The organism is Xanthomonas sp. SHU 308 (genome assembly GCF_000364645.1).
Lineage (GTDB): Bacteria > Pseudomonadota > Gammaproteobacteria > Xanthomonadales > Xanthomonadaceae > Xanthomonas_A > Xanthomonas_A sontii.
In genome coordinates this window covers 1-4,400 of the sequence record NZ_AQOK01000141.1, presented here as the reverse complement: position 1 = coordinate 4,400, position 4,400 = coordinate 1, and the positions used below count along the sequence as shown (strand labels likewise).

4 protein-coding genes are annotated in these 4,400 nt (G+C 70.3%); all 4 read right to left on the bottom strand.

The genetic code is table 11. The features are described from left to right. Positions 1-128: 128 nt before the first annotated feature. Positions 129-2,153 carry a M3 family metallopeptidase gene (locus D588_RS0106035; RefSeq protein WP_017915344.1) on the bottom strand — a complete coding sequence of 675 codons (2,025 nt, stop codon included), beginning with the start codon at positions 2,151-2,153 and terminating at the stop codon, positions 129-131. Positions 2,154-2,214: 61 nt separating this feature from the next. Beyond that, on the bottom strand, positions 2,215-3,318 hold the full coding sequence (locus D588_RS0106030; protein ID WP_017915343.1) for a PLP-dependent cysteine synthase family protein: 1,104 nt from the start codon (positions 3,316-3,318) through the stop codon (positions 2,215-2,217). A gap of 120 nt (positions 3,319-3,438) precedes the next feature. After that, positions 3,439-3,651: a heavy metal-associated domain-containing protein gene (locus D588_RS0106025; protein WP_026143429.1), complete on the bottom strand. Its 213-nt coding sequence runs from the start codon at positions 3,649-3,651 to the stop codon at positions 3,439-3,441. Between the two features lie 34 nt (positions 3,652-3,685). After that, a partial coding sequence (locus tag D588_RS24135) for an HAD-IC family P-type ATPase (protein ID WP_017915342.1) occupies positions 3,686-4,400 on the bottom strand: 715 nt, incomplete at its 5' end.

The following is a 4,400-nucleotide window of genomic DNA, read 5'->3' as shown; positions in this document are numbered from 1 at the left end:
CCCGGGAAAGCCCGTCGGGGCTGAAGCCCCTCCCACAATGCAATCGCAACCACTACGCCTGCGCAGGAAAATCTCGAATCCCGGTTCTCAACGGCCGCAGGCTGTCATCCCGAATCCCGAATCCCGGCTTATCCGGCCATGCCGCTGTGCCGCAGCAACGCTTCCAGCTCCGGCGCACGGCCGCGGAAGGCAGTGAAGTTCTCCAGCGTCGGGCGGCTGCCGCCGCGCGAGAGGATCTCGCGCAGGAAGCGCGCGCCGGTGTCCGCCAACTGATCCGGCGCTTCCTCGAATGCGGCATAGGCGTCGGCGCTGAGCACCTCGGCCCACTTGTAGCTGTAGTAGCCGGCCGCATAGCCGCCGGCGAAGATGTGGTTGAACTGGTGCGGGAAGCGGTTCCAGGCCGGCGGCCGGTTCACCGCCACGGCGTCGCGCACGCGCTCGAGCAACTGCAGCACGCTGTCGGTCTGTGCATCGAAGTCGTGGTGCAACTGCATGTCGAACAGCGCGAACTCGAGCTGGCGCACGGTGAACATGCCGCTCTGGTAGTTCTTCGCCGCCAGCATCTTGTCGAACAGTGCGCGCGGCAGCGGTTCGCCGCTGTCCACGTGCGCGGTCATCGCCTGAAGGCGCGGCCATTCCCAGCAGAAGTTCTCCATGAACTGGCTGGGCAGTTCCACCGCGTCCCATTCCACGCCGTTGATGCCGGCCACGCCCAGTTCGCCGACCTGGGTCAGCAATTGGTGCAGGCCATGGCCCATCTCGTGGAACAGGGTGGTGACCTCGTTGTGGGTGAAGGTGGCCGGCTTGCCGTCGCTGCCGCGGCCGAAATTGCACACCAGGTACACCAGCGGGGTCTGCACGCCGTCGGCGCGTTCGCGGCGGTTGCGGCAATCGTCCATCCAGGCGCCGCCGCGCTTGCCTTCGCGTGCGTACAGATCCAGGTAGAACTGCCCGACCAGGCGCCCCTGCGCATCGCTGAGGCGGAAGAAGCGCACGTCCGGATGCCACACCGGCGCGCTGTCGGCCTCCACGCGCAGGCCGTACAGGTCGTGGATCAGGCCGAACAGGCCGTCCAGCACCTTGGGCTCGGTGAAGTAGCGCTTCACTTCCTGCTCGGAGAAGCTGTAGCGCGCCTGCTTGAGCTTTTCGCCGGCATAGGCCAGATCCCAGGCTTCCAGCGTGTCCAGGCCCAGGTGCTCGCGCGCGAATGCCTCCAGTTCGGCGCGGTCGCGCTGCGCGTAGGGCTTGGCGCGTGCGGCCAGGTCGTGCAGGAAGTCCAGCACCTGCGCCGGATCCTGCGCCATCTTCGTCGCCAGCGAATACTCGGCGTAGCTGGCGAAGCCGAGCAGCGCCGCCAGTTCGCCGCGCAGGGCGAGGATGCGGCCGATCGCCGCGCTGTTGTCCAGCGCCGCATCGCCGAACTCCGAGGCGCGGATCGCGTTGGCGCGGTACAGCGTCTCGCGCAACGTACGGTCCTCGGCATACATCTGCACCGGCAGGTAGCAGGGCATCTGCAGGGTCAGCTTCCAGCCTGTCTGGCCGTCGCGCTCGGCCGCCGCGCGCGCGGCGGCGATGCTGTCCTCGGGCAGGCCGGCCAGGCGCGCCGGGTCGTCGATCAGCAGCGACCACGCGTCGGTGGCGTCGAGCACGTTCTGCGAGAACTTGGCCGACAGCGCCGACAGTTCTTCCTGGATCGCGGCGAAGCGCTGCTTGTCGGCCTCGCCCAGTTCGGCGCCGCCCAGACGGAAATCGCGCAGCGCGTTGTCCAGCACCTTGCGCTGCGCCGAGCCGAGCGTGGCCGCGTCCGGCGATTGCGCCAGCGTGCGGTACTGCGCGAACAGCGCCAGGTTCTGTCCCAGCGCGCTGGAGAAGCGCGTCACCTTGGGCAGGTTGGCGTTGTAGGCCTCGCGCAGCGCCGGCGTGTTGACCACCGCCTGCAGGTGACTCACCTGGCCCCAGGCGCGCCACAGGCGCTCGGTGGCATCGTCCAGCGGCGCCACGAAGCTGTCCCAGCGCACCGGCGCCACCGTCTCGGCTGCGGCCACGGCGGCCTCGGCCTGCGCCAGCAGCGTGTCGATCGCCGGGCCGATGTGCTCGGGCTGGATCGCATCGAAGCGCGGCAGGCCGGAAAAATCGAGCAGGGGATTGGTCATCGCGGAAGTCTCGGTAGCGGGGGAAGGACCGGCGCGGCCGGCCACGAAAAGCAGATGGCGGTCAGTCCAGCGCAGCACAAGACAGCGGCGGCAGGCCGGCGCCGGCCACCGCCGCGGCCAGCTGCGCATCGGCCTGCTCCACGTCGATGCCGTGCTCGGCGTACCACTGCGGCCGGTAGTAGCTGTGCCCGTAGCGCTCGCCGCTGTCGCACAGGATGGTGACGATGGCGCCACTGCGGCCCTGTTCGCTCATGCGCGTGGCCGCCTGCAGCACGCCGACGAAGTTGGTGCCGGTGGAGCCGCCCACGCGCCGGCCCAGGCGCGCGCTGACGTAGCGCATCGCCGCCAGGCTCAGCGCGTCGGGCACCTTGACCATCGCATCCACGCAGCTGGGGATGAAGCTCGGCTCCACCCGCGGCCGGCCGATGCCTTCGATGCGCGAGCCGCCGGTGCTTTCCAGACCGGCATAGTCGCGTCCGGCCAGCGCCTCGCGGTAACCGTCGAAGAACAGCGACACCTCCGGATCCGCGCACAGGATGCGGGTGGGATGGCGCCGGTAGCGCACGTAGCGGCCGAGCGTGGCCGCGGTGCCGCCGGTGCCGGGGCTGCACACGATCCAGGCCGGGATCGGATGCGGCTCCTCCTGCATCTGCCGGAAGATCGACTCGGCGATGTTGTTGTTGGCGCGCCAGTCGGTGGCGCGCTCGGCGTACAGGAACTGGTCCATGAAATGGCCGCCGGTCTCGCGCGCCAGCTGCACCGAATCGGCATGCAGGTCGCAGGCGCGCCCGACCAGGTGGCAGCGCCCGCCCTGGAACTCGATCGCGGCGATCTTCTCCGGCGAGGTGGTGGCCGGCATCACCGCGATGAACGGCAGCCCCAGCAGGCGCGCGAAATACGCCTCGGAGACCGCGGTGGAACCGCTGGAGGCCTCGATCACCGGCCGCCCCTCGCGCAGCCAGCCGTTGGCCAGCGCGTACAGGAACAGCGAGCGCGCCAGGCGGTGCTTGAGGCTGCCGGTGGGATGGCTGGACTCGTCCTTGAAGTACAGGTCGATGCCGGGGAAACCGGGCAGGTCCAGCGGGATCAGGTGGGTGTCGGCCGAGCGGTTGAAGTCGGCTTCGATCTTCTGGATGGCGGCGGCCACCCAAGTGCGATGGGTCATGGCGGTGCGGGAGCGGAGAAATCGCGCCCACGATACACGCCCGGCCACGCGCCTGGGTCATGCGCGGCAGCGGCCGCCACGCCGGCGTTCACCCGGCGTGGCGCGGCGTCGGAGCGGCGCTCAGCCAGCGGCCACGCTGAAGCCGGCGTCTGCGATCGCCTGCTCCAGCGCGGCCACGTCGATGCGCGCGGGGTCGTAGTCGATGCCGACGCGCCCGCCCTCCAGCACCACCGTGCTGGCGGCCACGCCCGGGCAGGCGTCGAGCACGCGCTGCAGCCGTGCGCTGCAGCCGCCGCAGCTCATGCCGTGGACGAGGAGATCGAGATGGTGCATGTCAGGCTCCAGGGTCAGAAAATCGAATCCGCGCTCATTGCGGACGCCAGCGATTCAGCAGCAGCGCGTTGCCCAGCACCGAGACCGAACTCAGCGCCATCGCCGCGCCGGCGATCACCGGGTTGAGCAGGCCGAACGCGGCCAGCGGGATGCCCAGGCCATTGAAGACGAAGGCGAAGAACAGGTTCTGGCGGATCTTGCGCACCGTCGCCGCGGACAGGTCGATGGCGGCGGCGACACCGGCCAGGTCGCCGTGCATCAGCACCACGTCGGCCGCCTCGATGGCGATGTCCGAGCCGCTGCCGATGGCGAAACTGACATCGGCCGCGGCCAGTGCCGGGGCATCGTTGATGCCGTCGCCGACCATGCCCACGCGTGCGCCCGGCACCGCCTGCAACTGGCGCACATGCGCGGCCTTGTCCTGCGGCAGCACCTCGGCCTGCACCTGCTCGATGCCGAGCCGCGCGGCCACCGCCTGCGCCGCGTGGCGGTTGTCGCCGCTGAGCATGGTCACCGCGATGCCACGTGCCTGCAGTAGGGCCACCGCCTCGGCGGCGTCCTCGCGCAGCGGATCGGCGATGGCGATGTAGCCGCTCACGGCACCGTCGACCGCCACCCCGACCACGCTCTGACCCTGCGCTTGCGCCGTCTCGGCCTGGCGGCGCAGCGTCGGGTCGGCCGGCGCGGTGACCAGGCCGTCGAGCCATGCCAGCGCGCCCAGCGCCACCTCGCGCCCGTCCACGCGGCCG